At 54.3% G+C, this 26,734-nt stretch carries 25 protein-coding genes; 6 read left to right on the top strand and 19 right to left on the bottom strand.

Translation table 11 applies throughout. The annotated features are described in order from the left end of the window. Positions 1–22: 22 nt before the first annotated feature. Together L1D43_RS06010 and L1D43_RS06005 are read right to left on the bottom strand one after the other, a co-directional pair. The gene (locus L1D43_RS06010) at positions 23–1,513 is read right to left on the bottom strand and encodes a sensor domain-containing diguanylate cyclase (RefSeq protein WP_239850316.1); all 1,491 of its coding nucleotides are present in this window, start codon (positions 1,511–1,513) and stop codon (positions 23–25) included. Between the two features lie 196 nt (positions 1,514–1,709). Further along, positions 1,710–2,180 (bottom strand): HPP family protein, encoded by a 471-nt coding sequence (locus L1D43_RS06005; RefSeq protein WP_239850315.1) that lies wholly within the window; start codon positions 2,178–2,180, stop codon positions 1,710–1,712. A gap of 97 nt (positions 2,181–2,277) precedes the next feature. Here L1D43_RS06005 and L1D43_RS06000 point away from each other — a divergent pair, with 97 nt between their 5' ends. The 3 genes from L1D43_RS06000 to L1D43_RS05990 all read left to right on the top strand — a co-directional run bounded on the left by L1D43_RS06000 (position 2,278) and on the right by L1D43_RS05990 (position 4,757). Then, the gene (locus L1D43_RS06000; RefSeq protein ID WP_239850314.1) at positions 2,278–2,835 is read left to right on the top strand and encodes a TetR/AcrR family transcriptional regulator; all 558 of its coding nucleotides are present in this window, start codon (positions 2,278–2,280) and stop codon (positions 2,833–2,835) included. A 59-nt stretch (positions 2,836–2,894) separates the two neighbouring features. Beyond that, the gene (locus L1D43_RS05995; protein WP_239850313.1) at positions 2,895–3,323 is read left to right on the top strand and encodes an LETM1 domain-containing protein; all 429 of its coding nucleotides are present in this window, start codon (positions 2,895–2,897) and stop codon (positions 3,321–3,323) included. 72 nt (positions 3,324–3,395) lie between these two features. After that, positions 3,396–4,757 (top strand): leucyl aminopeptidase family protein, encoded by a 1,362-nt coding sequence (locus L1D43_RS05990; RefSeq protein ID WP_239850312.1) that lies wholly within the window; start codon positions 3,396–3,398, stop codon positions 4,755–4,757. Between the two features lie 259 nt (positions 4,758–5,016). Here L1D43_RS05990 and L1D43_RS05985 read toward each other — a convergent pair whose 3' ends face one another. From L1D43_RS05985 to L1D43_RS05940, 10 genes are all read right to left on the bottom strand, one after another. Continuing rightward, on the bottom strand, positions 5,017–6,612 hold the full coding sequence (locus L1D43_RS05985; protein ID WP_041511532.1) for an ABC-F family ATPase: 1,596 nt from the start codon (positions 6,610–6,612) through the stop codon (positions 5,017–5,019). 213 nt (positions 6,613–6,825) lie between these two features. Continuing rightward, a complete protein-coding gene (locus L1D43_RS05980; protein ID WP_239850311.1) occupies positions 6,826–8,877 on the bottom strand; it encodes a S9 family peptidase in 2,052 nt (683 codons plus the stop codon). Positions 8,878–8,886: 9 nt separating this feature from the next. Beyond that, entirely contained in the window at positions 8,887–9,144 is a 258-nt protein-coding gene (locus L1D43_RS05975) for a hypothetical protein (protein WP_239850310.1), read from the bottom strand. Positions 9,145–9,420: 276 nt separating this feature from the next. Further along, positions 9,421–10,179, bottom strand: coding sequence for an SDR family oxidoreductase (locus L1D43_RS05970; RefSeq protein WP_239850309.1), 759 nt, complete (start codon positions 10,177–10,179; stop codon positions 9,421–9,423). 4 nt (positions 10,180–10,183) lie between these two features. Next, entirely contained in the window at positions 10,184–11,083 is a 900-nt protein-coding gene (gene mmsB, locus L1D43_RS05965) for a 3-hydroxyisobutyrate dehydrogenase (RefSeq protein WP_239850308.1), read from the bottom strand. Between the two features lie 35 nt (positions 11,084–11,118). Beyond that, positions 11,119–12,249 (bottom strand): enoyl-CoA hydratase/isomerase family protein, encoded by a 1,131-nt coding sequence (locus L1D43_RS05960; RefSeq protein ID WP_239850307.1) that lies wholly within the window; start codon positions 12,247–12,249, stop codon positions 11,119–11,121. Continuing rightward, a complete protein-coding gene (locus L1D43_RS05955; RefSeq protein WP_239850306.1) occupies positions 12,249–13,022 on the bottom strand; it encodes an enoyl-CoA hydratase in 774 nt (257 codons plus the stop codon). Before L1D43_RS05955 ends, L1D43_RS05960 begins: the two co-directional genes overlap by 1 nt. Positions 13,023–13,037: 15 nt before the next feature. Further along, the gene (locus L1D43_RS05950; protein WP_239850305.1) at positions 13,038–14,195 is read right to left on the bottom strand and encodes an acyl-CoA dehydrogenase family protein; all 1,158 of its coding nucleotides are present in this window, start codon (positions 14,193–14,195) and stop codon (positions 13,038–13,040) included. Positions 14,196–14,337: 142 nt separating this feature from the next. After that, positions 14,338–15,843, bottom strand: a complete 1,506-nt coding sequence (locus L1D43_RS05945; protein ID WP_239850304.1) for a CoA-acylating methylmalonate-semialdehyde dehydrogenase — start codon at positions 15,841–15,843, stop codon at positions 14,338–14,340. A 135-nt stretch (positions 15,844–15,978) separates the two neighbouring features. After that, complete coding sequence (locus L1D43_RS05940) at positions 15,979–17,169, bottom strand: acetyl-CoA C-acyltransferase (protein WP_239850303.1); 1,191 nt, start codon at positions 17,167–17,169, stop codon at positions 15,979–15,981. A gap of 553 nt (positions 17,170–17,722) precedes the next feature. Here L1D43_RS05940 and L1D43_RS05935 point away from each other — a divergent pair. Further along, positions 17,723–18,946, top strand: coding sequence for an alpha/beta hydrolase-fold protein (locus L1D43_RS05935; RefSeq protein WP_239850302.1), 1,224 nt, complete (start codon positions 17,723–17,725; stop codon positions 18,944–18,946). A gap of 31 nt (positions 18,947–18,977) precedes the next feature. Here L1D43_RS05935 and L1D43_RS05930 read toward each other — a convergent pair whose 3' ends face one another. The 4 genes from L1D43_RS05930 to cobB form a co-directional block, all read right to left on the bottom strand. Next, positions 18,978–19,637, bottom strand: coding sequence for a Type 1 glutamine amidotransferase-like domain-containing protein (locus tag L1D43_RS05930; protein WP_239850301.1), 660 nt, complete (start codon positions 19,635–19,637; stop codon positions 18,978–18,980). Between the two features lie 47 nt (positions 19,638–19,684). Continuing rightward, a complete protein-coding gene (locus L1D43_RS05925) occupies positions 19,685–19,972 on the bottom strand; it encodes an antibiotic biosynthesis monooxygenase (RefSeq protein WP_239850300.1) in 288 nt (95 codons plus the stop codon). A gap of 40 nt (positions 19,973–20,012) precedes the next feature. Beyond that, entirely contained in the window at positions 20,013–20,432 is a 420-nt protein-coding gene (locus L1D43_RS05920) for an ATP-binding protein (protein ID WP_239851051.1), read from the bottom strand. 146 nt (positions 20,433–20,578) lie between these two features. Continuing rightward, positions 20,579–21,325, bottom strand: coding sequence for a Sir2 family NAD+-dependent deacetylase (gene cobB, locus L1D43_RS05915; protein ID WP_239850299.1), 747 nt, complete (start codon positions 21,323–21,325; stop codon positions 20,579–20,581). 310 nt (positions 21,326–21,635) lie between these two features. Here cobB and fur point away from each other — a divergent pair, with 310 nt between their 5' ends. Further along, positions 21,636–22,067 carry a ferric iron uptake transcriptional regulator gene (fur, locus tag L1D43_RS05910; RefSeq protein WP_041511619.1) on the top strand — a complete coding sequence of 144 codons (432 nt, stop codon included), beginning with the start codon at positions 21,636–21,638 and terminating at the stop codon, positions 22,065–22,067. A gap of 90 nt (positions 22,068–22,157) precedes the next feature. On the opposite strand, the gene L1D43_RS05905 is transcribed toward fur, so the two are convergent. Then, on the bottom strand, positions 22,158–22,658 hold the full coding sequence (locus L1D43_RS05905) for a GNAT family N-acetyltransferase (RefSeq protein WP_239850298.1): 501 nt from the start codon (positions 22,656–22,658) through the stop codon (positions 22,158–22,160). A 219-nt stretch (positions 22,659–22,877) separates the two neighbouring features. Here L1D43_RS05905 and L1D43_RS05900 point away from each other — a divergent pair, with 219 nt between their 5' ends. Next, positions 22,878–24,551: an FMN-binding glutamate synthase family protein gene (locus L1D43_RS05900; RefSeq protein WP_239850297.1), complete on the top strand. Its 1,674-nt coding sequence runs from the start codon at positions 22,878–22,880 to the stop codon at positions 24,549–24,551. A 68-nt stretch (positions 24,552–24,619) separates the two neighbouring features. Here the strand turns inward: L1D43_RS05900 and sucD are convergent, their stop codons facing one another. Further along, entirely contained in the window at positions 24,620–25,492 is an 873-nt protein-coding gene (sucD, locus tag L1D43_RS05895; protein WP_011865457.1) for a succinate--CoA ligase subunit alpha, read from the bottom strand. Beyond that, positions 25,492–26,658: an ADP-forming succinate--CoA ligase subunit beta gene (gene sucC, locus L1D43_RS05890; protein ID WP_011865456.1), complete on the bottom strand. Its 1,167-nt coding sequence runs from the start codon at positions 26,656–26,658 to the stop codon at positions 25,492–25,494. The genes sucD and sucC overlap by 1 nt, the downstream gene beginning before the upstream one ends. Positions 26,659–26,734: the final 76 nt, after the last annotated feature.

The following is a 26,734-nucleotide window of genomic DNA, read 5'->3' as shown; positions in this document are numbered from 1 at the left end:
CACCTTGCTCTTAGTGGTCGTTTTAAATCACGACCACACAATCGCGGCCGCTCTCCTTGGCGCGGTAGAGTGCCTGATCGGCGTGATTGAACAGGCACTCCTTGTTATCGTCGCGGCAATAGACAGACACTCCGGCGCTTAAGGTAATGGCGACGGGGAAGTCGCTCTCTAGGCTGCGGCGCTTCACCTCTTCTCTGAGCTTATCGGCAAAGTGCAAGGCGCCGTCTCTGTCTGTGTCTTCCAGGATGATCACAAACTCCTCGCCCCCCCAGCGGCCGACAAAGTCCGTCTTACGCACGGCATCGCTGAAGATCTTGGCCACTCGCTGCAACACATCGTCACCCACCAGGTGACCATGTTTATCATTGACCGATTTGAAGTGATCGATATCGAAGATACACACGGCGAGCGGGGTCTGCTGACGATTGCTGCGACTGACGGCCGCCGACAGCTGGCGGTTGATGGCACGCCGATTGGCGACCTTAGTGAGGGGGTCGGTATTGGCCTGGGACTTATATTGCATCTCGTCGCTGAGATCTTTGATCACTACAATGCTGTGCTTCTCATCCCCCACCCCATAGGTGGCGATGGAGATGCTGGCGGGAAACACGTCGCCATTGAGCTTCTTGCCGTAGAAGATGGTGTTGCGCTGAGACATGGGCTGTACCCTGTCGGACTTTTGAAACTCCAGGCGCAGCTTCTTATGCTTCTCCTTAGTGCCGCTGGGCACCAGATCGTCCACATTAATTCTGTTCAGCGCCCGCTTAGAGAAGCCAAATAGGCGCATGGTCTCGCGATTGGCGGAGATGATGGTGCCGTGCTCATCGACCGAAAAGATGGCGTTAGGCGCGCAGCTAAAGATCACCTCGAGATCCTTAAGCTTGATCGCCAGTCGTTTGTTGACATAACGAATAAAACTAAACACCAGGATGCTCACCAACACTAAGGCGCAGAGGATCACCAGCAGCATCTGATTCACCCTCTGGTGGGCGCTGTCGGCATGGGCAAAAAGCTGATTCGGGCGCTGGGCATGGCTGGCAAGTATGGTCTCTATCGCCGCTATTGCCGGGGCATCGTCGACCCTGACCACGGCGTCGATCGCCTCCGCAGACTGCTTTTCCTCCAGCATATGCCTCAGACGCGGCAGGTTGTTACGGTACTGGCTCACCACAGACTGTATGGCTCTTACCTCGGCCTCATGCTCAGGCGAGTGTTGCAGGTACTTTTGCAGCGAGTCTAACCCAACTTCAATCTCGGTTTCGGCCCTTCTCAGGTAACTTAAGTCCCGGCGAATCACCGCATTCTTAAAGTCATGAATAAAGCCGCCATAACCCAAGACCACCATGGCGTCATTGAAATAGGCGGTCTTTTCCAGGGCCTCATAGGTATGGCGTTTCCAATCCTGCTGAGACTGATTGATGCTGGCCATCAGAATATAGAAGGCCGCCACAAGAAAGACGACATACAAGATGGCCAGACTAAAGATTTTGAACGGCTTAAATGGGTGACGCATTCACTCTTCATCCTTTTGCCAAGCAACCCGCGCTGACACGCTCATCCCTAACGAGCCTGGGTACACTCAGCCCCACCCAAGCTCGACGTCAGGCCCGAACCACTCACTGCTCACGAATGAAAAGTATAGTCTATACCAATCTAGCCTACTGAAATTAAGCACAAAAGTTGTAACAAGTAGGATTCGTAGGAAAAAACTAGTCCATTGCCGCACGCTGTTGCCGCTCGAGACGCTTGTGCATCAGGGCGATAAGCTTACCCACTGCCACGATAATCAAGGCGCCGGATAATACGGGCGAGATCAGAAAATCCCAGTCCTGACCCGTTAACATCACTAGCAGCGGCGTGGCACCTGCCGGTGGATGAGTCGTCTTGGTCAGCAGCATGCCACTGACCGCGAGCCCTGCCGCCAGCGCCAGGGTCAGCGGGGTCACGCCGACGAAATGGACAAAGTAGAGGCCGATGGCGCAGGTCAACAGGTGACCGAAAATCACATTCTTCGGCTGAGCCAGGGGGCTGTCCGGCACCCCAAACACCAATACCGCGGTGGCGCCAAAGGGCACCATGAGCAACACAACCTCCGACTGCAAGGTTTCCGCGAAGGATAATAGCCCTATGGCTAAGGCGGCGCCCAGGCCGGAGATTAACGCAAATGCCAGTTTATTCATCTTGATCTCTTTACTCCCTTATGTAGACAAGTCTGTCTACCCGCAAGAGTAGACAACTTGGTCTACCAATGTCAAGATATAAAAAAGCGAGGAAAAAATGACAGATAAGAGACAACTGCTAATCGACACCGCCCTCAGCCTCTTTACCGAGCGGGGCATCAATCTGGTGGGGATCAACGAGGTGCTTAAGGTATCCGGGGTCGCCAAGAAGACCCTGTACCATCACTTCAGCAGTAAAGAAGCCTTGATCGTGGCGGTACTGGAGACACGCCACCAGATCTTCATCCACTGGCTGGAGGAGCGATTGGCGCAGGCGCAGGACGATCTTAGCCTGATCGACGCGCTGTTTAGCGCACTGGATGACTGGTTCAACGACCGCGTGCCGCAACTGAGCCAGTTTCACGGCTGCCTGTTTATCAACTCTGCCATCGAATGTGGCGACTGTCGCTGCCAGGTATCACGCTTCGCCAAGTTTCACAAACAGGCCGTCAGAGAGTTGATTGAGCAGCGTCTTAGCCAGCCAAATGAGTCCCTGGTGGATCTGATCTGCCTGATGAAAGAAGGCGCCATCGTCTCTGCCATGGTGAGCCAGGACAAGGCCGCCGCCCTTCGCAGCCAGGCCCTCTTGAAACGACTGGCCCCCTCCCTTATTTAGGCATAAAAGTGCGTCAGGAAAAGATAGGTCTTAAGCTGGGCTTGTGAGACAATCGCGCCATGAAAATTTATCGTAAATTACACAAGGCCCCCTTCAGGGTGCTGCGCATCAGTCGCCGCCGCTTCAGTCTGCGTTTAAAACGTGACATGTTGGTGCTTAAAGATGCCCTGGCCCAGGAGAAACAGGAGACCAAGGATATGCTGGTCGCCTATGGTCGCTACACCCGCAAGCAGGCCAGCAAGGAAGAGCTGCGACTGGCCAACCAGCAACTGGCAGACCTCATCAAGGGCCTGGGCCTTGGCGTGTTTGCCGTGCTGCCCTTTGCCCCCATCACCATCCCCGTGGTCGTCAAACTGGGTAAACTGGTCGGCGTCGAGGTACTCCCCAGCTCCTTTAACAATCTCTCCGAGCGCAAGGCCCAGCTGAGCCGCGAAGCCCAGGCCAACAAGCGTGCCCTGGAGGCTGTCGAAAAAGTCAGCAACGAATAAGGCGCCGCTTTCACCGACAGGGGCTAACATGCTAGTCTAAGTTGAATTTTGACCTCAACAAGATGATGCCCAATGACTCAATTACTCCTCTCTGGTTCCGAAGGGATCCCACTGACGCTGCTGGCGGCAAGTGACTACAACGACTGGCTAAACAGCCAGGAAAAACCGGTACAAAACTGGCTTTCAAGCACCCAATATCAAGGCAAAGGCCTGAGCCTGATCCCAGGCAATGACGGCGCCCTCAGTCAGGTGCTATTTGTCACCGAGAACAAAGACTCCCACTGGATGTGCGGCGATCTGGTCAACGAGCTACCAGCGGGCCAGTACCTGCTCGACAGCGACGGCCAGACCTGTAAGCTGGCGGCCTTTAGCTGGGCCATGGGCGCCTACAAGTTCGATCGCTACAAGGCTAACGAAAAGGTTTACCCTCAACTGGTGCTGCGCGATGCCGAACTGGTTGAGCAGACACTTAAGATGGTGCGCTCGGTCGCTATCGTGCGCGATCTGGTCAACACCCCAGCCGCCGACATGATGCCCCAGCACCTGGGCGAAACCATGGAGTCACTAGCGGCCGAGTTTGGCGCCAAGGTCACCCAAATCGTCGGCGACGACCTGCTGACCCACAACTACCCCACTATCCACATGGTTGGCCGCGCCAGCCATAACGCGCCGCGCCTCATAGACCTCACTTGGGGTGATGAAGATGCCCCTAAGGTGACTCTGGTCGGTAAAGGCGTCTGTTTCGACTCCGGCGGCCTGGACCTTAAACCAGGTGCCGGCATGCGCCTGATGAAGAAAGATATGGGCGGCGCCGCACATGTTATCGGTCTGGCCCATCAGATCATGGCCGCCAAGCTGCCGGTGCGCCTGCGCGTATTGGTGCCTGCGGTAGAAAATGCCGTCTCGGCGAACGCCTTCCGTCCTGGCGATGTGATCACCACCCGCAAGGGCCTCACGGTTGAGATAGACAACACGGACGCCGAAGGCCGTCTGGTGCTGTGTGATGCCCTGGCCGAGGCCAACAGCGACAAGCCTGAGCTGCTGATCGATTTTGCCACCCTGACAGGTGCCATGCGTATCGCCCTGGGCACAGAGCTGCCTGGCTTCTTCAGCAACGACGACGAAGTCGCCGCCGGCATCACGGCCTCTGGCCTGACGGTTGAAGATCCTGTATGGCGCATGCCGCTGCACAAGCCTTACTTCGAGTTGACCGGCAGCGATATCGCCGATCTGGCCAACTGCGGCAAGGTGCCTTTTGGCGGTGCGATCACGGCGGCGCTTTATCTGGAAGCCTTCGTCGATGAGGAGATCAGCTGGACCCATTTCGACGTCATGGCCTGGAACACCCGCAAGCTACCGGGTCGCCCCATCGGCGGTGAGGCATTCGGCATCCGCGCCGTGTTCGACTACCTGGCAGAGCGCTTCGGCAAGTAACGTCCACTCTAGTCGCACTCTCAGTGACTAGAGTGAGATCAAAAAAGCCCGAGCTATGACTCGGGCTTTTTATTTAGAAACCTCTAACCGGCGTTATTATACCAATCGTAATAAATAATTAATCATTCTAGCTTGTTAAAACGCTCGACAACTGTATTAGTATTTTTAATTGTAGAATAACTACTTATCTAAAAATCCTGCTTTGTTCTCAAGCGTTTTTCCTGCGCTATTTCTGATCACATATTTACTGTGATTGGTATTACTCTTCGACGCCCTTGCTGCGCAGGAACTCATCATAGCTTCCCTTGAAGTCGTTCACGCCCTGCGGGGTGATCTCTATGATACGAGTCGCCAGTGATGACACGAAGGCGCGGTCATGGCTGACAAAGATCAGCGTGCCCTGGTACATCTCGAGTGCGTTGTTGAGCGACTCGATCGACTCCATATCCAAGTGGTTGGTCGGCTCATCCATCACCAGAATGTTCGGCTTTTGCATGATAAGCTTACCAAACAGCATACGGCCCTTCTCACCACCCGAGAGCACGCGTACCGACTTCTTGATGTCGTCGGCGCTAAACAGCATACGACCGAGGTAGCCACGCACACTCTGGTCGTCATCTTCAGGTTTACGCCACTGACTCATCCACTCAAACAGTGTCATGTCGTTTTCGAAATCGGCTTCGTGATCCTGAGCATAGTAACCAATGGATGAGTTTTCAGACCATTGAATGGTACCTGTGTCCTGAGGGATGTCGTGGATCAGGGTACGCAGCATGGTGGTCTTACCCACACCGTTCTCACCCAGCACGGCGATACGCTCACCCACTTCGGCGATCAGGTTAAAATCTTTAAACAGCGGGCCTTCGTCATATCCCTTAGAGAGATCCTCAACCACCAAGGCGTTACGGAAGAGTTTCTTCTCTTGCTCGAAACGAATGAAGGGGTTAACACGGCTAGAGGCCTTAACCTCATCAAGCTTGATCTTCTCGATCTGCTTGGCACGAGAGGTCGCCTGTTTCGCCTTAGAGGCGTTGGCTGAGAAGCGCGCCACGAAGCCCTGTAGCTCGGCGATCTGCGCCTTTTTCTTGGCGTTGTCAGACAACAGACGCTCGCGAGCCTGGGTCGCCGCCGTCATATATTCATCATAGTTACCCGGATAGATGCGCAGCTCACCATAGTCAAGATCCGCCATATGGGTACACACAGAGTTGAGGAAGTATCTGTCGTGCGAGATGATGATCATTGTGCTGTTACGCTGGTTAAGCATCTCTTGCAGCCAGCGGATGGTGTCAATATCCAGGTTGTTGGTCGGTTCGTCGAGCAGCAGCACATCGGGATCGCTAAACAGCGCCTGAGCCAGCAGCACACGCAGCTTGAAACCAGGGGCGATTTCGCTCATCAGGCCGAAGTGTTGCTCCAATGGAATACCCACACCCAACAGCAGTTCACCGGCGCGGCTTTCGGCGGTGTAACCGTCCATCTCGGCGAACTCCATCTCAAGTTCGGCCACCTTGATACCATCTTCTTCGCTCATCTCAGGTAGCGAATAGATGCGGTCACGCTCTTGCTTCACCTTCCACAGCTCGGTATGACCCATGATCACGGTATCGACCACGTTAAACTCTTCGTAACCAAACTGGTTCTGACTCAGCTTACCCAGGCGCTCGTTCACATCCAGAGAGACGTTGCCCGATGTTGGCTCGAGTTCGCCGCCAAGGATCTTCATGAAGGTTGATTTACCACAACCGTTGGCACCGATAAGGCCGTAGCGGTTACCGCCACCAAATTTTACTGAGATGTTTTCAAACAGCGGCTTAGAGCCAAACTGCATGGTGATGTTAGCTGTCGTGATCAATGTGAAATTCCGAAATAGTAGTTAAGCGAAGTGACGCCTGTTTGAGTCTAGTAGCCAGCCTCAACAAACACCCTATCGGCTGCCGATGACAAGCTGATGAAAAACTGCGCTAAAGGGATATTTTAAAGCGCGCTACTATAGCCACTTTGGGGCATTTTATCAACTTAAGCGGGCGATTTTCCGCCGCTGGCATGGATGAAAACGGCGATGCTCTTATTGCGCCAGAGCTGATGCATTATCTATGGCTAATCGGGTCTGTTCATCGGCAGGCATAAAGCCAAACACCTGACTGTAGAACGATAATTCTGCGTTGAGCGCGGCGATACGATTCAGGGGTTTCTTCACTCCATGACCCTCATCGTCAAACTCCAGATAGGCCACAGGCACGCCGCGCCCCTTGAGGGAGGTGTAGATGGCCTCTGACTGCCTCGCCGGCACGATAGGATCTTTCGCGCCCTGCACCAGCAGCAGCGGCGCCTTGAGATCGTCTAAGTGATACAAAGGCGAGCGCTGGCGATACAGAGGAGAATTAGGCGTTAGCTCGCCCACCAGATGATGCAGGTAGCCCTGCTCAAACTTATGGGTTTCTCTCTCCAGCGCCTCGAGATCGCTGATCCCCGAATAGACCACGCCGGCCTTAAAGGTCTGGTAAAAGGCCAGCGCCGACAGCACGCTGAAACCGCCGGCGCTCATGCCGCGAATGGCCACCTTGTCGGCATCGACCCAGCCTCTGTCGGTCAGATATTCGGCCGCCTCGATGGCGTCTTCCACCTCTGCCCGGCCCCACAAACCATAGAGACTCTGACGATAGGCCCGGCCAAAACCCGAGCTGCCGCGATAATTGACATCCAGCACGGCAAAACCACGACTGGTCCAAAATTGAATGTCACGGCGAAAACTCAGACTGGCCTGCCAGGTAGGGCCGCCGTGCAGCATGACGATCAAGGGCGGACGCTGGTCGTTTGGCGCAATATACTCTGGATTCATGGGACCATAAAAGTAGCCATAGACGGGCAGCCCACTGATATCGGAGATAAACTGAATCGGCTCGGCGCGGGAGATATAGCGAGGATCCAGCGCCGTGACCTTAGGCGCATACACCAGCTCGACACCCCGGCCGCGAATGCGATAGATCCCCTTCTCCGGCGTTGTCTTGCTGCCGATGAAATAGATGCCGTCCGGCCCCTTGACCAGCTGTTTCACCTCGGCAAACTCGGCGGCGATCGACTCTGTGACCCCAAGTTTCATATAGAAGCGCAGCAAATCAGTCTTACCTTCATGCTGCACGCTGACGATCAGTTGATCCTCTGTCTCAAATGCATAGCTGTGATTACCCAACTGCCAGTCTGGCTTGGCAAACTCCCCCGCCAGCTCGAGCACAGCTTCGGCCTTGCCCTCGGGCGTTACCCGATAGAGGTTCCACCAGTTATTGAAATCGGCCACCACAAAGAGCTCGCCACTTGGGCTGTAAACTGGCTGAGTGATCGCGCCTTGCAAATCGTTAAGCAGTCGTCTCGGGTGCATGATGCCGCCCTTGGGGTCAAGATCGGCCACCCAGAGCTCGGTATTGTCCCAGGGCATGTTGGGCTGCTGCCAGCTGATCCAGGCCAGCTGACGATTATCCGGTGAGACCCGCGGCGCGGCGTAAAAGTCGCTGCCGCTGACCAAAGTCTCGCCTTCGTTTTCAAAATTGAGGTTTAACGCCACTATGCTGGCGGTGGACTCGCCCGTCTGGCGGTGATCTTCGCGCACGCAGATAATCCGCGAACCCTTAGGGTAAGATACACAATCGGCGTGGCGAGTATTAATAGGGGTTAAGACCACAGGCGCCTGACTGGGGGCAATACGATATAGGCGCTGATCGTCGCGCTTCACCGCAAATAATGTGCTGCCGATGGCCAGCATAGGCGCACCACCATACTCATGCACCCGGCTTTTCACATCGAATTCGGGATTAATGATACGTGTCACATCACCCTCAGGGGTAAGCTTATTGACCCCCACCTTACCGCCGTGACTGGCGTCGGTCTGGGTGAAATAGAGGCCGCCATCTATGGGTCTCAGCACGCCAAAGCTGTCTGAGGGGGCGTAGACCTGTTTGGCGGAGAGCACTGAATGCCAGCTGCCGTAGTCGGCGATAAGCCTGCCGCTACGCTTATCACGAGGCAGCTCGGGCGTCTCCACCCGAAAATGATGCATCACAAGCATGACGGCCACGGCCACCATTACCAGCACCAGAATCAGGTTTTTGAACCGCCGCGTCATAAACTTAGTTCACTTGAATTTACGCCAAAAGAATAACTTACGTCGCAACCACAGAAGCGTGAGCCTCTGCTTCTCTGCGCTCAGGCCAAAGTAGATGCACAGCCAGGGGGAGATCAGAATATACCAGGGTAGGAAACTGGCCGAAGACTGAGTAACCAGCAGAAAGAAGAAGCCCGCGTAGATCACCACCACCCCAAGGACACCCACAATCAACATCAGCGTCTTGGTTGCTTGTTCAAACCATATCATCTTTCTTTTCTTACTCATAAGGTTATACCAATCGTGGTAAATAACTGACCATGCTAGCTTGTTAAAACTTCCGATAACGGCGTTACGCTTTTTGATTGTAGAATAACTACTTATCGAAAAATCCTGCCTTGTTCTCTAACGTTTTTCCCGCGCTATTTCTGATCACTTACTTACCGTGATTGGTATTAGATTACATCAAGTGGCACGCCTTAGCACATAGCGCCTTTACCAAGGATAAGCGTCGCCATAAAAAAACGGGCACTGGGCCCGTTTTACACTGGGATAAGCCAGCAATTAGATGCGGATACCGCCGTCGATCTCGAACACACGACCGTTGACATAGTCGTTTTCGATGATGAACTTAACGGTAGAGGCGATTTCGCTTGCCTGGCCCAGACGTCCAACCGGTACCATCTTCTCAAGACGCTCTAGCGCCTCAGGCTTCATGGCCGCCGTCATCTCTGTCTCGATCACACCCGGCGCAACCGCTGCACTACGAATGTTGTAGCGCGCCAGCTCCTTCGCCCAACCCACAGACATGGCTGCAACGCCCGCCTTAGAGGCCGCGTAGTTGGTCTGGCCGATATTGCCCGCCTTCGCCAGGCTAGAGATGTTAACGATCACACCTTTCTGCTTCGAGGTGATCATGGCCGCCGCCGCTTCACGACCGCAGAGGAATGACCCCGTCAGGTTAACATTGATCACCGCCTGGAACTGCGCCAGCGACATGCGATCAGTCACCTCACCCTCTTTGGCCTTCACCAACATGCCGTCGAGCAGGATACCCGCGTTGTTAACCAGCACGTTGACCTGGCCGAAATCTTCGAGGATGTAACCGAAACCCGCTACCACATCTTCTTCATCTGTGATATCGAAGGCGTAGCCTTGCACCTCGGTGGTATCGCCGATATCGGCACAAGCGCGCTCTAACTTCTCCTGATCCACATCGATAAGCGCCAACTTGGCACCCGCAGCGGCAAGTTCTTGTGCCATCGCAAAACCTAAACCACCGGCACCACCTGTGATGACTACAACCTTATCTTTTAAATCCATCAACTTACCCTTTTTTATTAAACTGCTCAAAAATACTGGAGAAATCACGCTTACCATTTCCCTGACGGGCATGATTCACGTACAGGCTACGGGCCAAGGCGCCCATCGGGGTGCTCGAGTTAGATAGCAGGGCCGCCTCCTGGGACAGACCTAAGTCTTTCACCATGAGATCAACCATGAATCCACCCTGGTAACCATTTGATGATGGCACGTTTTCCATCACATCTGGACAAGGATTATATTTATCTAGCGTCCAATTACCACCACTACTAACCTTCATGATCTCAGAAAGCACCTTAGGGTCCAGTCCATGGTCTATCCCCATCTGGATTGACTCGCTGGTGCCAACCATGAGCACAGACAGCAGCATGTTGTTACAGATCTTGGCCACCTGACCGGCACCCGGGCCGCCGGCATGGAAGATATTGGCGCCCATCACGTTAAGCACGCCCTGGGCCTGCTCGAAGGCGGTATCACTACCACCACAGATAAAGGTCAGGGTGCCGGCCGCTGCACCTGCAGTGCCGCCCGATACCGGCGCATCGATAAATTCGAGTCCCTTGACCTTGGCCTGCTCGGCGACGAAACGTGCACTCTCGGCGTCTATGGTAGAGGAATCGATAAGCAGGGTGCCATCGGCCACTACGTCGATGATCCCCTTATTCTGCTCGTCTCCCAGATAGAGACTGCGCACATGCTTGCCCGCAGGCAACATGGTGATCACCACATCGGCCGCAGCCGCCGCGGCGCAGGCGCTGGGTGCCTGCATGGCACCCTGCTCGACCACATGGTTCAGGGCCGCCTGAGAGAGATCGAAAGCCTTGACCGTATAGCCAGCCTTCACCAGGTTGACCGCCATCGGGCCACCCATGTTACCTAATCCGATAAATGCAACTGTATTCATGTTTTGCTCCTTTTCCTCAGGCTTTGCCTGAAAAATTATTGGCCTAAGGTGCGCAGTGGATCGTTTTGCGGATCCCATGGCGAGGTCATCAGTGACCTGACCATCTCTTGAGGCACCGTCTCGACGGTCTCATATAACCAGTTTGGCTGACGGTCTTTGTCGATAAGCAGCGCTCTAACCCCTTCGGCGAAATCGCCGATAGCGCAGCAGTTACAGCTTAACCCCAACTCAAGTTGGAACACCTGGCTCAGACTCAGTTCAGTCCCCAGCAGCGACTGCTGATACACCAGGTGCAGACTCAGCGGGCTGCCAGCCAGCATAGTGCTTAGGGCGCGCGCCAGCCAAGGCTCGGCATCTTCTACCGCCTTCACTCTGGTCATGATATCGTTAAGCTCACCCGCCATCAGGGCATCGATCTCGCCTTGATGCTGCTCGAGAATGCTCTCGCCCATGGGCTCGGCGCAGCGGCTCGACATTGCCTCCAGCAGGGCGTTTAGCTTGCCGTGGTTGGCACAGACATCGCTCTCCCAGTCGATGCTTGAAAGCGCATCGAACAGCGGCTGCTTGTCACTTGAATTCAGGTAGTGATTACCCAGGCCAACATAGAAGGCATCGGCGCCATCCATGTTGTAGGCGGTCATGCCCAAGAAGCGCCCCATATGACCCGGCATACGGTTGAGGAAATAGCTGCCGCCCACGTCGGGATAGAGGCCTATAGTCACCTCTGGCATGGCGATACGAGAACGCTCGGTTACCACGCGGTGGCTGGCGCCGGCCATCAGGCCCAGACCGCCACCCATGACGATGCCGTCGCCCCATACCAAGACTGGCTTGTCGAAGGTGTGCAGCAGATGATCGAGGAAATACTCTCGGGTAAAGAAGTCCTGGGTCACCTCAGGGATCTCGCCCGGCAACTCACGAGCCGCCTGATAGAGGGCGCGCACGTCACCGCCGGCGCAGAATGCCTTCTCGCCCGCACCGTCCAGCACCACCATGGCGATGGCATCATCGTCGGCCCAGGCGGTCAGCTGAGTAGTCAGCGCACGCACCATCTCCATGTTGAGGGCGTTGAGCGCCTTCTCCATGTTGAGAGTAGCAACGCCCACCAGCTTGCCCGAGAGGGTGCCTAAGGTCTGAAAGACCACACAATTTGTCTGTTCAGTCATTAGCGATTCTTCCAGTTTGCTTTGCGCTTCTCCAGGAAGGCATTAACCCCTTCGGCCTGATCTTCGGTATCGAATAGGCCAACGAACAGCTCACGCTCTAGCGGCAATGCTTGTGTACGCGGCATGGCGCGACCAGATTGGATCAGCTGCTTACATACTGTCACGCTGCTTGGGCTCTGGTTCGCCACCTTTTCGGCCAACGCCATGGCGGCATCAAGGGCTGCTCCCTTGTCGATCACCTCTTCGATAAGACCAATACTCAGCGCCTTGTCGGCGTTAACACGCTCGCCGCAGAGGATCATGCGCTTGGCCCAACCTTCGCCCACCAGAGCCGTTAGGTTCTGGGTGCCGCCTGCACATGGCAGCAGCCCAACTGTGGCTTCTGGCAGTGCCATCACGGCCTGGGCCTCGGCGATACGGATATCACAGGCCAGGGCAACTTCCAGGCCGCCGCCCATGGCATAACCATTGATAGCCGCGATAGAGACGCCGCGAAATGCGCTCAGCGCCTCGAAGGCCTCACCAAAATGTTTTGCCATGGTAGCCGCGTTACCCTTATCACCGTCGGCAAACAGCTTGAGATCGGCGCCGGCGCTAAAAAACTTCTCGCCTTCCCCTGTCAACACCAGAGCATAGATCTCCTTGTTGGCGTTAAGCTCGGTCACCTTCTGCTTGAGTAGCGCCAGGCTATCGGCCGTCCAAGTATTGGCCGGTGGGTTGTTCATGGTCAGTACGGCGGTATGGCCGATGATCTGTTCAACTATCGCTGTCATCTTTGTTCTCCCTGACTATAAGATTGGGCTGGCGTTTTCGTCGAGTAGACGGCGGGCGATGATGAGACGCATGATCTCATTGGTGCCCTCTAGGATCTGGTGGACGCGCACGTCGCGGAAGTGACGCTCAAGCGGGTATTCGCGGATATAGCCATAGCCGCCGTGTAGCTGCAGCGCGCTGTCACACACCTTGAAGCCCACGTCGGTGGCAAAGCGTTTGGCCATGGCGCAGTAGGCGGTCGCCTCTGGATCGCCACTATCGAGTTTAAAGGCAGCTAGGCGCACCATCTGACGGGCAGCGACCAATTCTGTCGCCATGTCGGCCAGCTTAAATTGCAGCGCCTGGAAGGCGGCGATCGGTTTACCAAACTGCTGACGCTCGTTCATATATTGCTGGGCTCGCTCCAGCGCCGCTTGGGCGGTACCGACCGAGCAGGTGGCGATGTTGATACGACCACCGTCCAGGCCCTTCATGGCGAAGGTAAAGCCCTGGCCCTCTTCACCCAGTAGGTTAGTCACTGGCACGCGCACCTTGTCGAAGGTGATCTCGCGGGTCGGCTGGGCGTTCCAGCCCATCTTGTCTTCCGCCTTGCCGTAGCTGATGCCCGCGGCATCGGCTGGAATAGCAATCGCCGAGATCCCCTTAGGGCCAGCGTCGCCTGTGCGGCACATGACGACCAATAGCTCGGTAGAGCCTGCACCCGAAATAAACATCTTGGCGCCTGAGATCACATACTCGTCGCCTTCGCGTACCGCCTTGGTCTTGAGTGATGCCGCATCGCTGCCCGCCCCCGCCTCGGTCAAGCAGTATGAGGCCAGCTTGTTACCTGTGGTCAGCGCCTCAGACCACTCATCACGCAGGGTCTGAGAGCCAAAGCTGGTCACCATCCAGGTGGCCATGTTGTGAATGGTCAGCATGGCGGTGGTGGCGGTACAGCCCATGGCGAGCTGCTCGAAAATAATGGATGAATCCAGACGTGACAGGCCCATGCCCCCTTCCGACTCGGGCGAGTAGAGTGAGCAGAAGCCCAGCTCACCGGCCTTTTGAATCACGTCTTTGGGAAAATGATGTTCTTCGTCCCACTTGGCGGCAAAGGGTGCCAGCTCTTCCTGGGCAAATTGGGTAGCCAGTTCGGCAAACTGACGTTGGTCGTCATTCAGATTAAAATCCATCTGATCTCTCCTTTCGCGCCTTTGTATTTGCCTTAGTCGGCTTATTTATGGCGGCGCGTTAACTTGTTGTAGGCTAGTAATGATAAAAGCGATTCGGCCTCCGGCCTTATCGCTTTTACCTTGCAAGGTCTCTTGCTATCCCTTATTTCAGGGCAATGGTCATGTTAGGCGCATGATGCTCAGCCTCGACGATATCAGTCTCGAACCAACGAGCGGTGATCGTCTTGGTTTCTGTATAGAAACGCACTGCCTGCTTACCGTAGGCGTGTTGATCGCCGTAGAAGCTGCCCTTCCAACCGGTGAACGAGAAGAAAGGCAGTGGCACAGGAATAGGCACGTTGATCCCCACCTGACCCACTTCGATGTTGTGTTGGTACTTACGGGCCGCGGCGCCGCAAGCGGTAAAGATTGAGGTGCCGTTACCGTATGGGCTGGCATTGACGACCTCGATAGCCTCCTCAAGCGTCTCGGCTTCCATACAGCACAGTACGGGGCCGAAGATCTCTTCCCTGTAGATGCTCATGTCGGTGGTCACATTGGTAAACATGGTTGGGCCAACCCAGTTGCCGTTTTCGTAGCCTTCGACGGTAAAATCGCTACCGTCCAGCAAACACTCGGCGCCCTCTTCCTTACCCTGTGCGATCAGCTTAAGCACGCGCTCCTTGGCCGCCGGGCTGATCACCGGGCCATAGGCCGCATCTTTATCGTCCCACACGCCGGGTCTAACCTTGGCGATGGCGTCACGCAGCTCTGGGATCCATTTCTTGGCTTCGCCGACAAATACCGCTACCGACAGCGCCATACAGCGCTGACCGGCCGCACCCACAGAGGCGCCTACCAGGTTGTTGATCACCTGCTGCTTGTTGGCATCTGGCATGATAACGCAGTGGTTCTTGGCACCGGCGAAGGCTTGTACGCGCTTGAGGTTATCGGTACCTGTCTTATAGATGTACTGACCCACACCCACAGAGCCGACGAAAGAGATCGCCTTGATATCCTGATGGCTCAGCAGCACGTCTACGGCCGTCTTGTCACCATGCACCAGCTGCAACACGCCCTTAGGCGCGCCAGCCTCTTCGAACAGCTCAACCAGACGCTGCGGCGTCATAGGATCTTGCTCCGACGGCTTAAGCACGAAGGTGTTACCACAGGCGATAGCCAGCGGGAACATCCACAGCGGGATCATCGCAGGGAAGTTAAAAGGAGTTATACCGGCGCACACACCCAGGGGTTGAGTGTAGCTATAGGTATCTATGCTGCGGGCAACGTTTTCTACGGTTTCACCCATGATCAGGCTGGCGATATTACAGGCATGCTCGGCCACCTCGATACCGCGCCATACATCGCCCTTGGCATCTTCGAACGTCTTACCGGTTTCCTGAGCCAGGATGGTGGCGATCTCATCATGATGCGCCTTGAGCAGGTGCTGGTAGCGGAACATCACACGCGCACGCTCAGACACAGGCACCTCTTTCCAGGTAGCAAAGGCTTGCTTGGCGCTGGCGATGGCGGTTTCAACCTCTTCGACCGTGGCGGCGTTGATGGTGGCAATCACCTCGTTGTTCGCCGGGTTGGTGACAGAGATCTGTTGCTGGCCGCTACCTAAGATAAACTGACCGTCGATGTAATGTTTTACTTGAGTTGTCATATCGCTTTCCTAAATACGTCTAACAGGCCTGGGCGAATGCCGCTGCCTGATGATCTGCTATGTAAGTGACAGCAAAAAACTCACATAATCATGGGTGAATGCATGGGCTCGCGGTAGCGAGCCCAAATAATGGGATTAAACTTCGATAGCCATGGCAGTGGCTTCGCCGCCACCGATACAGAGCGAGCCCACGCCGCGTTTAAGGCCTCTGGCCTTCAGGGCATGGATGAGGGTGACCAGCACGCGGGCACCAGAGCAGCCGATGGGGTGACCCAGGGCGCAGGCGCCGCCGTTGACGTTGACCTTGGCCTCGTCTAGGCCCAGCTCAGAGATAGCCAGCATGGTGACCATGGCGAAGGCTTCGTTGATCTCAAACAGGTCCACCTCGTCTTTCGACCAGTTCACCTTATCCAGTAGCTTGTTCATAGCGCCGACCGGGGCTGTGGTGAACATCGAAGGTTCTTGTGAATGTGTGGTGTGCCCCTTGATGGTGGCCAGCACCTCCAGGCCGCGCTTGCTCGCCTCATCGGCACTCATCAGCATCAACACAGCTGCGCCATCTGAGATAGAGCTAGAGTTTGCAGCCGTGATAGTCCCCTCTTTAGCGAAAGCAGGACGCAGGCTTGGGATCTTCTCGGGTCTGGCGTTGCCAGGCTGTTCGTCGGTATCGACCACGAGATCGCCTTTGCGGCTTGCCACGGTAACAGGCACTATCTCGTCCTTAAAGGCGCCAGACTCGATTGCAGCGTTAGCTTTTTGTAGCGAACTCAGGGCGAAGTTATCCATCGCCTCTCGGGTAATACCGAAATCATCGGCGGTCTTCTGGGCGAAGGTGCCCATGGCGCCGCCCGTGTAGGCATCTTCGAGGCCATCTAAGAACATGTGATCCAGCACCTTGCCGTGACCCATACGCATGCCACCACGAGCCTTATCCAGCAGGTAAGGTGCCTGGCTCATGCTCTCCATGCCACCGGCGATCACGACATCGGCGCTGCCTGCCTTAATCAAATCATGGGCCATCATGACGGTCTTCATGCCTGAACCGCACACCTTGTTGACCGTTGTCGCGCCCACAGACAGGGGAAGATCCGCACCTAAGGTTGCCTGACGCGCCGGCGCCTGACCCAGGCCTGCCGGTAATACGCAGCCCATCAAGACTTCGTTAACCTCATCGCCCTGAACGCCGGCGGCGTCCATGAGTCCCTTGATCGCCGTGGCGGCGAGTGTCGGTGACGGCACGCTGGAAAGGGCTCCTTGGAATCCGCCCATAGGGGTGCGTTTTGCCGCGACAATCACGATTTCTTGGGTAGTTTGCTCTGTACTCATCTTCCGCTCCATTCAAGGTACTTATGCGCTCACATCACACGACTCCCTCTGGGAAGCGTGATCATGTTCAAATAATATCACTCTGACGTTTACGCGAACGTAAAGCAAGCATTAACTGGTCGAATTTCACTAACTTTAGTCTAATGTCTTGTCAGGCTGCATTTACAGCGTGGAGACAAGATACTGTTTTTGGTGGTATGCGCAACAAGGGGAATAGGCTAGCATGCTGCTGCAAAACAAGAGTAAAGCTGTTAAAAACAATGACTAATGAATAGCAAAGGCAAGGTGCAGCGTTTTTTGGCAAGACATATGCGACTATTTACTGGTAAAAATAAGGTTAAAAATATAAGGCTATCGGCCTACTAGTTTCACATGGACGGGACGAATTATGACACCAATACCTACGGCATCAGTACCTACGACATCAGTACCTACGACATCAGTACCTACGACATCAGTACCTAAGACATCAGTACCTACAACACCAGAACCAATAAGAACAAATACCCCTACAGCCCTGGGAAAATGCCTTTCCCTCTGCGTCTGCCTACTATTGACCCTGACCCTCACCCAGGCATGGGCCGAGTCGCCAGCTAATGTAGACATCACAGCAAGTGGCAATGCCATCATCGCGGGACATGAGTTCAGCCATGACTCGCGCGAGTTTAAGGCGCCAAGGCGCTACATGGTCTCCCTGCCCGAAGGCTACTATGGCAACACGCGGCACTACCCCGTGCTCTATGTGGTGGATGCCGACTTTCAATTTCAACATGTATCGGCCCTGGCACTGCATCTGGCGCGCATGGGCAAGATAGCGCCCATGATAGTGGTGGGCATCGCCAATCAAGGCCAGAGCGATTATCTCTACACCACCACCTGGAAGAGCGACGAGGGCGAGGCCTTTGGCGGCGCAGACACCTTCTATCGCTATCTGACCAAGGAGCTAGTACCCACTATAGACCGTCAGTTTCGCACCAACCCCCATAAGGCGCTGGCGGGCTACTCCATGGGCGGCCTATTTACTCTCTATGCCATGACACAAGCAAACAGCCCCTTCGATGCCTATCTGGCCATGAGCCCGAGCGTTTGGTATGACAAGATGAGTTATATCGAGCGACTCGATGAGCGGCTCAAGCAAGGTGCGATAAAAGCGCCACTCTTTCTGACCTTGGCCAACGAGCAAGAGATGGGCGTGAATGAACTAGTAAGCGCACTCAAAGGCTATGACGAGCAAAAGATCCACTGGCAATTTAAGCACTACCCCGACGAGAACCACTTCACCACCGCCCTGCCGGCACTCAATGACGGCCTGCTATTCTTATCCCCCGACTATGGCCTGGATGGCGGCGAGATGCTGGCCCTTGGCGACTACCGCGCAGTGCTGGATTATTTTGCCAAGCGCAAGGCTAACTGGGCCGGCTTTCATATCGAATGGCTACAAGCCTACCAATTTGCCAAGTATCTGTTCTGGTCCAAGCAGCTCGATAGACTCGATGAGGTTTTACAGGCGGTAAAAGCCGAGTTTCCCGACTCGCTCACCATAGTGACGGTTCAGGTGGCCAAGGGCTTTAACATCAAGGGGCAAGCCGAAAAGGCCAAGGCCATGCTCGATAGCGTGGCCAAACAGGGAGAGGCCTCGCCCTACTGGCACAGAGAGATGAGCCTCTACTATCAAGGCATGGGGGACGAGGCGAATGCCAAGCGCCATCAGGACAAAGCCTTAGCACTCGCCGAGGAGTATCGCCTCAACACCTGGGAACTTTGGGAGCTGCAGTAGCGTGCCTATCCGCCGATAACCTAGCTTTGTTCTAGGCCAGTGCCATTAAGCCCACACCATCGAACAGCAGTGGCTGCCCGAAACCGCGCAGCCCTGTCTTGGTGGCGATGACGGCGTCCTCATCGCTACACAGAATCAAGGGATACTCGGCCAGCGTCGATGCCTCCAGTAGGCTGGCGGCCTGCACGCTAAGCGCTACCCCGCCATCGCTGAGATCGCTATGGGGCAGGAATTGATAAGGAAGCAAGGCTAAAGCCCCTAAGTCGCTCTGTCCCAGATGATTCACATCACCGCACAGGGACGCACTGGCGATGGTCGGCGTCATCAGCATGGCCCCGGCGCTAAGACCAATTAGGATCCCGCCGCGATTAAGATAGGCCTTAAACGACTCCATCAGGCCGCGCGCCTGCAGCTGAGCTAAAAATTGAAAGGTATCGCCACCGGCGAGGTGGATAGCCTGGCAACTCAACAGTGTATTCAGCCCCGCCAGCGTATAGCCCTGCTCGAGATCCAGATAGTGACACAGGCTCACCCCCCATTCGGCATATTGTTTCTGAGTCGCACCGTAGTAACTTAACTCTGGTTCATGGCCTGAGGCCAAATAGCCCAGGCTGGCGCCTTCACCGAGCACTTCTGTTATCGCAGCTTGACTTGCTGCGCCGCTAAGATCGCTGATCAATACCAGTGTCACCTGACTTCTCCTTGTAAGTTGTTTGCCTTCCCAGCACGACTTCTAGGTTAACCCTGATATTGACGCTTTATCTCGACCACCTCGACCTGATAACGCTCATACCAGGTGCTGCGGCCGAGTTGTTGGGCGATTTGATGTTCGCTGTCTTGTTTCCAGGCCAAAATGTCGGCCTCACTTTGCCAATAGGAGATGGCAATCTCCTGCTCCCCTTCGGTCACGGCGACAAAATCGACGCAATGATATTTATCCATCGCCACCTGACGCATCTTGGCAGCCATCTCTGAGTATCTGGCATCTAACTTGGCCACCTTGGCCCGAAATATCACGGCAAACATCTTGCTCCCTCAATGGATTAAAAATAAAAGATTGCAGCCATTACAGCTGCTGGAATTGACTCGCCATGGCCTGGATCTGCCTGAGCCCCAGGCCATGTTGATTACGCTCGGCGCATAGTGCTTGATGAGCCTTATCGAGAGGATCACCAATCAACAAGATGCGCACCTGGTAACCCATCGCCTTGGCGGCGGCATCGTAGGCCATAAACTCCCAATGAGCCATGTTGGTGTTATCGCAGATCACCACAGGTTCATGGCGAGACAATGCCTGAATGAATCCGGTGAGATTAAGCTGATGATATTCAGACAGCTTACTGGCGTCGAAACGGTACTCACCCTCGCAGATAAAACGATCGTCGGTAGAGAAGTAGCCGCGACGGCGAATCGCCTCGCCATCGCTATGGTTGGCAAGGAAGGCGTTGACCCAATTGCTCTTGCCGCTACCCGGCAGCCCCCGCATGATGATGGCCAGTGGACAGTTAGGACTGTCTTCGCCCCTTATCACTTCTTGTGTTTGCGCTTCTGGTGCCTTCTCTTCAGGTGTTTGCGCAGCTTCTATCTGCGACAACTCCCCTGCTGGGATCGCCTCAGTGATCACGCGATGACTCACGCCTTGGAGACGCCCGGTAAGGGCTGGTCGCTTATCACCTCACCTGCGAGGATCTGCTCCACCAGTTGTGGCACTATCTCGCTGGCCTTACCCTGCAGATGATACTGAAACTGGCTGTGGCGGTCGGCTGGCATCAGGTTAACCTCAACCGTCTGGGCGCCATGATGATTGGCGGTATCGACAAAGCCGGCGGCGGGATAGACGGTGCCCGAGGTGCCGATGGCGATAAAGAGATCGCAGGTATCCAGCGCATGCTGTATGCGATCTAGGCCGATAGGCATCTCGCCAAACCAGACCACGTGGGGACGCAGGCGCTGGGCGGGAATACAACAGGTACAGGTATGGTTGACGCCGAAGTGATCGGTCAACAGAAAGGTTTGATGAGAACGTGGGCAACGACCCTTAGTCAGCTCACCATGCATGTGCAGCAGGCGACGCGAGCCGGCGCGCTCATGGAGATCGTCGATATTTTGCGTCACCACCAACAGCTGACCGTCGAACTCCTGCTCTAGCCTCGCCAGCGCCTTATGGGCGGCGTTGGGTTCAATTTCACCGTTATGGAGCTGCTGCCAGCGCTCGTTATAGAAACGCTCCACCATTTCGGGATCGCGGGCATAGCCTTCAGGCGTCGCCACGTCTTCAATTTTATGCTCTTCCCAGAGCCCATCTTGATCCCTAAAGGTTCTCAAGCCAGATTCAGCTGAGATCCCTGCCCCAGTTAACACTACGATCTGCCGATACATCCCTCTTCCTTATTTTTATGCTTTTGCGGGCGGCTGGCACCCACAGGATACAGGTTAACCAGATTTCATCCTGCCTGATAAGTCGCCGTTGGGCTATTAGGCATTAGTCTCAATAACATTACAAAAAGTACGCGTTAAATTCAGCCTAAATCACACAGGTAGGGCCAATTTAGAACAAATTTCTGCCGATGCGAACAATATGCAAGATCAAAGGTTTAAGTTTTCAATTTCACCCCCTATAATGGTTCTCAACATCAACTACTGAACCACTATTGGCATTGCTAATGGTTCTTCAATCCAGAGATTAATGATGACAGATGGAAATCAAGCGCTAAAGAAAGCGGGATTAAAGGTCACCTTACCACGAGTCAAGATCCTCGAGCTGATGCAGGAGCCCGAAAACCAGCATATCAGTGCAGAAGAACTATATAAGAAACTGCTCGATATTGGCGAAGAGATAGGACTGGCAACGGTTTACCGTGTACTTAACCAGTTCGACGACGCGGGTATCGTTACTCGTCACCACTTCGAAAGCGGCAAGGCGGTGTTTGAACTCTCCTCTACCCATCATCATGATCATCTGGTGTGCCTCTCTTGTGGTAAAGTAATTGAGTTTTCTGATGAAGTGATCGAGAGACGCCAAGACGAGATCGCCATGAAGCATAACATCAAGCTGACCAATCACAGCCTGTACCTCTACGGTGTCTGCACCAACGATGAGTGCGACCACGGCGACGAATAATCCGCAGGCAAACAGCCGATAAAGAAAAACCAGCATCATGCTGGTTTTTTTATATCTAAGGTTTATTCCTCAAGAGAGTTAATGCCTTCATCACAACACCTTATGAAACACGTTCACCTTGTGGCCCATGAACTTGCTGCGTTCACGCTCAGTCATACCCAACTTTCGCGCCACCCCTTCGGAGCCTTTGTTGCCAAGTAGAATAAGCGCTATCGCCTCATCGATGCCGTGATCCTTAAAACGTGACAGCGCCGCCTGCCCGGCCTCGCTACCTATCCCCTTGCCCCAATATTCAGGCAAGTAACGATAACCCAGCTCCACCTCATCAAATTCTTTAATATAAGTCGGGCCACAGAAACCTATTACCTTGTTATCGGCCTTATGCTCCACCGCCCAGCGGCCAAAGCCACGCTCGCGATAGTTTTTGAGCAACACGTTTTCAAGAATATCCTCTGCCTGTGAGCGACAGGTCATGGGCGCGCCAGGAATATAGGTCAGCACCTCAGGAATGCTATTGAGCAGGAATAGGCTCTCCACATCCTTGGCCTCGAATCGACGTAATATCAGCCTCTCTGTTTCCGCGATGAACACAACTTACTCCTTTTTTCTCCCATCCAGCTCACCAATATACCCACTACAGGGTAGATTAGAAAGTATTAATCTAAGCTTTTGTCGACACTGCTTTACACTAAGCCCGCTTAAAATAAGCAAAATTCATCAATCACCGACGTCATGGCCGATTGCCAAAGCCGCCGCAATAACGTTCAATAGATGGATAAATGATAAGTGTCTGCAATACAGGAATGCGTTATGACAATCATGCAAAAGGTCTTTTGGCTTATCGCCACCCTAGGCAATGGCGCCGGGCTCTATTTCTATCTCAATGACGGCGGCATGAGCGCGGCCATTTTTCTGGGCTTTACCCTGCTCTACACCTTAGTCGGCGCCTATGATCTGCAATTTAGCTCGCACACGCTTAACCGCCTCTACCCTGTGGTTGCCTATCTGCGCTACTTTCTAGAATCTTACAGGGTTGAGATACAGCAGTATTTTATCGCCAGCGATACGGAGGAAGCCCCCTTTAACCGCGAGCAGCGATCACTCGTTTATCAAAGGGCCAAGAATGTCCGCGATACCATCGCCTTCGGTACCCAGCGCGATCTGTTAGAGGAGAACTATCTGAGCCTGTGGCACTCGCTGTCACCGAAGCATATCGATGAGCAAGCCAAACGGGTGCGCATCGGCGGACCTGACTGCGCCCAGCCCTATGACGCCTCCTATTTTAATATCTCGGCCATGAGTTTCGGCTCCCTCAGCGCCAATGCCATCGAGGCCCTCAACCTGGGCGCCAAGAAGGCGGGTTGCTATCACAACACGGGCGAAGGCGGGGCCAGCCCCTATCACCTCAAACATGGCGGCGATCTGGTATGGCAGATAGGCTCTGGCCTGTTTGGCTGTCGTGATGATGAGGGTAACTTTAATCCGGACAGCTTCGAGAAGATGGCCAAGCGTCCACAGGTCAAGATGATAGAGATAAAACTCAGCCAGGGCGCTAAACCCGGCCATGGCGGCGTGCTACCCAAGGCGAAGATCACCCCAGAGATCGCCATGATCCGCCATATCCCCATGGACAGAGACTGTGTCTCCCCCGCGGTTAACCCTGAGTGCACCACGCCCATCGCCCTGCTTAACTTCGTCAAACGCCTGCGGGAGCTCAGTGGCGGCAAGCCAGTGGGCTTTAAGCTCTGTATCGGTAATCCGGCAGAGTTTCTCGCCATCTGTAAGGCGATGCTAAAGACAGGCATCACGCCAGATTTCATCACCATAGATGGCGCCGAGGGTGGCACCGGGGCTGCGCCGGTAGAGTTCAGCAACCGTCTGGGCATGATGTGTCTCGAAGGGGTCTACTTTGCCAATAATGCCCTGGTTGGCGTAGGGCTGAGACACAAGATAGCCCTTATCGCCTCGGGCAAGACGGCCTCAAGCTTCGATCTGCTGACCAAGATTGCCATGGGCGCAGACTTAGTCAACGCCGCCCGCACCATGATGCTGTCTCTGGGTTGTATTCAGTCGAGACATTGCAATACCAACATGTGCCCCACGGGCATAGCCACCCAAGATCCGGCCCGCTCCAAGGCACTGGATGTCGAGGTGAAGAGTGAGCGGGTAAAGAACTTCCACCACAACACGCTAAAAGCCTTCTATGAATTGGTGGGCAGCATGGGACTGGATAACCCCAACAAGCTAAAGCCGAGGATGATCAAACGCCGCTCTCCCTATGGACTGCTCATCTCCACCGGCAGCCTGGTGGCTCCCCTCACCCACAACGCCATCATAGAAGAAAAGCTGCAAGGCACCGCCTGGGCGTCATGGTGGCAGCAGTGCACCGCCGAAGACTTCTACTGCGAGGACACCTATATCCTGACCCCGGCCGAGTTTGGCCTCTCTCGCCGCAGAGACAACGCCCAAAAAGATAGCGCTTGAGAGATATTTTACAGAGATCAAAAAAGGCGCCCTAGGGCGCCTTTTTTAATGCTTACCGACTCGCTTGATTACCAACCGGTCTTAGCACGCAGTGCACTGCCGATGTCGGCAAGTGAACGTACGGTAGTCACGCCTGCCGCTTCTAGTGCAGCAAACTTGTCTTCAGCCGTACCTTTACCGCCAGCGATGATTGCGCCAGCGTGGCCCATACGCTTACCAGCAGGTGCAGTAACACCGGCAATGTAAGAAACAACAGGCTTAGTCACGTTAGCCTTGATGTAAGCAGCAGCTTCTTCTTCAGCAGTACCACCGATCTCGCCGATCATCACGATAGCTTCGGTCTGTGGATCGTTTTGGAACATTTCCAATACGTCGATGAAGTTAGTACCTGGAATTGGGTCACCACCGATACCAACACAAGTTGATTGGCCGAAACCTTCGTCAGTAGTTTGCTTAACCGCTTCATAGGTCAGAGTACCAGAGCGAGACACGATGCCCACTTTACCTGGCTTGTGGATGTGACCTGGCATGATACCGATCTTACATTCGCCCGGAGTGATAACACCAGGGCAGTTTGGACCGATCATGCGAACGCCAGTCTCTTCCAGCTTAACCTTAACTTCCAGCATATCCAGAGTAGGAATACCTTCAGTAATACAAACGATTAGCTCGATGCCGCCGTCGATAGCTTCTAGGATTGCGTCTTTACAGAAAGGCGCAGGTACATAAATAACGGTAGCAGTTGCACCGGTTTCAGCCACAGCATCTTTTACTGTGTTGAATACTGGCAGACCCAAGTGAACCTGACCGCCCTTGCCTGGCGAAACACCGCCAACCATTTGCGTACCGTAAGCGATAGCTTGCTCAGAGTGGAAAGTACCTTGACCGCCAGTGAAACCCTGACAGATAACCTTGGTATCTTTGTTAATTAATACAGACATTATTTGCCCTCCGCAGCAGCAACAACTTTAACAGCAGCGTCAGTTAGCGACTCGGCTGCAATAATGTCAAGACCAGAGTTAGCCAATACTTCGCGACCGAGATCTGCGTTAGTACCTTCTAGACGAACAACAACTGGCACTTCAACACCGACTTCTTTAACGGCACCAATGATACCTTCTGCGATCATGTCACAACGTACGATACCACCGAAGATGTTTACTAGCACTGCTTTCACGTTAGCGTCAGACAAGATGATCTTGAATGCTTCAGCAACACGCTCTTTAGTCGCGCCGCCACCAACGTCTAGGAAGTTAGCTGGCTTGCCACCGTGCAAGTTAACGATGTCCATAGTACCCATTGCTAGGCCGGCACCGTTTACCATGCAACCTACGTTACCGTCTAGGGCAACATAGTTCAGCTCGAATTTCGCTGCGTGTGCTTCACGAGCGTCATCCTGTGAAGGATCGTGCATGTCACGGATCTTTGGTTGACGGAACAGTGCGTTGCCATCGATACCAATCTTACCGTCTAGACAGTGGATGTTACCTTCGGTAGTGATAACCAGAGGGTTGATCTCAAGCAGTGCGAAATCATGGTCGGTGAACATAGTCGCCAGACCCATGAAGACTTTAGTGAACTGCTTCATCTGAGTTGGATTTAGACCCAACTTGAAGCCAAGATCACGTGCCTGGTATGGCTGAGGACCAGTCAAAGGATCGATAATCGCCTTGTGGATCAGCTCAGGTGTCTCTTCGGCAACAGTTTCAATCTCAACGCCACCTTCGGTAGACGCCATGAAGACAACGCGACGGGTCGCGCGGTCAACAACGGCACCAAGGTACAGTTCGTTTGCGATATCAGTGCAGCTTTCGACTAGGATCTTAGCAACTGGCTGACCTTTTTCGTCAGTCTGATAAGTTACCAGGTTCTTACCTAACCAATGCTCAGCAAATGCTCTGATCTCTTCTTTATCGCCGGTAACTTTAACGCCACCTGCTTTACCACGGCCGCCTGCGTGTACTTGACACTTAACAACCCACATATCTCCGCCAATATGGCCAGCCGCTTCTACCGCCTCTTGAGGGGTATCACAAGCATAACCTTCTGACACTGGTAAACCATATTCGGCAAATAGGGCTTTTGCCTGATACTCATGCAAATTCATGATGATCTATCCGTATACTTCTAATCTAATCCAACCGGCTCAATAGAGCCGGTAGCGAGGGGTGATGCCTACCGTT

The sequence above is a fragment of the Shewanella sp. Isolate8 genome (assembly GCF_022398495.1).
Classification (GTDB): Bacteria; Pseudomonadota; Gammaproteobacteria; order Enterobacterales; family Shewanellaceae; genus Shewanella; species Shewanella aquimarina.
Note: the sequence above shows the minus strand (reverse complement) of the source record. Positions and strands in the feature narration are given on the sequence as shown.

What these genes read in the sequence shown, in the direction of transcription:
- L1D43_RS06010 (WP_239850316.1), bottom strand. Translation starts at nt 1,513, where the DNA reads ATGCGTCACCCATTTAAGCCGTTCAAAATCTTTAGTCTGGCCATCTTG.
- L1D43_RS06005 (WP_239850315.1), bottom strand. Translation starts at nt 2,180, where the DNA reads ATGAATAAACTGGCATTTGCGTTAATCTCCGGCCTGGGCGCCGCCTTA.
- L1D43_RS06000 (WP_239850314.1), top strand. Translation starts at nt 2,278, where the DNA reads ATGACAGATAAGAGACAACTGCTAATCGACACCGCCCTCAGCCTCTTT.
- L1D43_RS05995 (WP_239850313.1), top strand. Translation starts at nt 2,895, where the DNA reads ATGAAAATTTATCGTAAATTACACAAGGCCCCCTTCAGGGTGCTGCGC.
- L1D43_RS05990 (WP_239850312.1), top strand. Translation starts at nt 3,396, where the DNA reads ATGACTCAATTACTCCTCTCTGGTTCCGAAGGGATCCCACTGACGCTG.
- L1D43_RS05980 (WP_239850311.1), bottom strand. Translation starts at nt 8,877, where the DNA reads ATGACGCGGCGGTTCAAAAACCTGATTCTGGTGCTGGTAATGGTGGCC.
- L1D43_RS05975 (WP_239850310.1), bottom strand. Translation starts at nt 9,144, where the DNA reads ATGAGTAAGAAAAGAAAGATGATATGGTTTGAACAAGCAACCAAGACG.
- L1D43_RS05970 (WP_239850309.1), bottom strand. Translation starts at nt 10,179, where the DNA reads ATGGATTTAAAAGATAAGGTTGTAGTCATCACAGGTGGTGCCGGTGGT.
- mmsB (WP_239850308.1), bottom strand. Translation starts at nt 11,083, where the DNA reads ATGAATACAGTTGCATTTATCGGATTAGGTAACATGGGTGGCCCGATG.
- L1D43_RS05960 (WP_239850307.1), bottom strand. Translation starts at nt 12,249, where the DNA reads ATGACTGAACAGACAAATTGTGTGGTCTTTCAGACCTTAGGCACCCTC.
- L1D43_RS05955 (WP_239850306.1), bottom strand. Translation starts at nt 13,022, where the DNA reads ATGACAGCGATAGTTGAACAGATCATCGGCCATACCGCCGTACTGACC.
- L1D43_RS05950 (WP_239850305.1), bottom strand. Translation starts at nt 14,195, where the DNA reads ATGGATTTTAATCTGAATGACGACCAACGTCAGTTTGCCGAACTGGCT.
- L1D43_RS05945 (WP_239850304.1), bottom strand. Translation starts at nt 15,843, where the DNA reads ATGACAACTCAAGTAAAACATTACATCGACGGTCAGTTTATCTTAGGT.
- L1D43_RS05940 (WP_239850303.1), bottom strand. Translation starts at nt 17,169, where the DNA reads ATGAGTACAGAGCAAACTACCCAAGAAATCGTGATTGTCGCGGCAAAA.
- L1D43_RS05925 (WP_239850300.1), bottom strand. Translation starts at nt 19,972, where the DNA reads ATGTTTGCCGTGATATTTCGGGCCAAGGTGGCCAAGTTAGATGCCAGA.
- L1D43_RS05920 (WP_239851051.1), bottom strand. Translation starts at nt 20,432, where the DNA reads ATGCGGGGGCTGCCGGGTAGCGGCAAGAGCAATTGGGTCAACGCCTTC.
- cobB (WP_239850299.1), bottom strand. Translation starts at nt 21,325, where the DNA reads ATGTATCGGCAGATCGTAGTGTTAACTGGGGCAGGGATCTCAGCTGAA.
- fur (WP_041511619.1), top strand. Translation starts at nt 21,636, where the DNA reads ATGACAGATGGAAATCAAGCGCTAAAGAAAGCGGGATTAAAGGTCACC.
- L1D43_RS05900 (WP_239850297.1), top strand. Translation starts at nt 22,878, where the DNA reads ATGACAATCATGCAAAAGGTCTTTTGGCTTATCGCCACCCTAGGCAAT.
- sucD (WP_011865457.1), bottom strand. Translation starts at nt 25,492, where the DNA reads ATGTCTGTATTAATTAACAAAGATACCAAGGTTATCTGTCAGGGTTTC.
- sucC (WP_011865456.1), bottom strand. Translation starts at nt 26,658, where the DNA reads ATGAATTTGCATGAGTATCAGGCAAAAGCCCTATTTGCCGAATATGGT.